The organism is Enterobacter sp. UNJFSC 003 (assembly GCF_036903355.1).
In the GTDB taxonomy this organism is placed as follows: domain Bacteria; phylum Pseudomonadota; class Gammaproteobacteria; order Enterobacterales; family Enterobacteriaceae; genus Enterobacter.
Window position 1 is genome coordinate 1 of the sequence record NZ_JBAKHK010000073.1, and the last position, 347, is coordinate 347.

Annotated in this window: 1 tRNA gene; it reads right to left on the reverse strand. The window is 47.8% G+C overall.

Features of this window, described 5'->3' with window-relative positions:
* Positions 1–161: 161 nt before the first annotated feature.
* Positions 162–237, reverse strand: a tRNA-Glu gene (locus tag V5P19_RS23150).
* Positions 238–347: the final 110 nt, after the last annotated feature.

Consider the following 347-nt stretch of genomic DNA (forward strand, 5'->3'; position numbering starts at 1 on the left):
AAAATTTGAGAGACTCGAACACACATTACTGTGTGTCGTTTCAATTTTCAGCTTGATCCAGATTTTTAAAGAGCAAATATCTCAAACATGACTCGCTGCTCACACAACGGAATCAGTTTTGAGATACGGGGGTCGGCGACTTTCACTCACGAACCAGCAAGTGGCGTCCCCTAGGGGATTCGAACCCCTGTTACCGCCGTGAAAGGGCGGTGTCCTGGGCCTCTAGACGAAGGGGACACTGAAGTCTCAATCGCAAGACGCCTTGCTATTTACTTTTCATCAGACAATCTGTGTGAGCACTACAAAGGCAGGTTCTTTAAGGTAAGGAGGTGATCCAACCGCAGGTT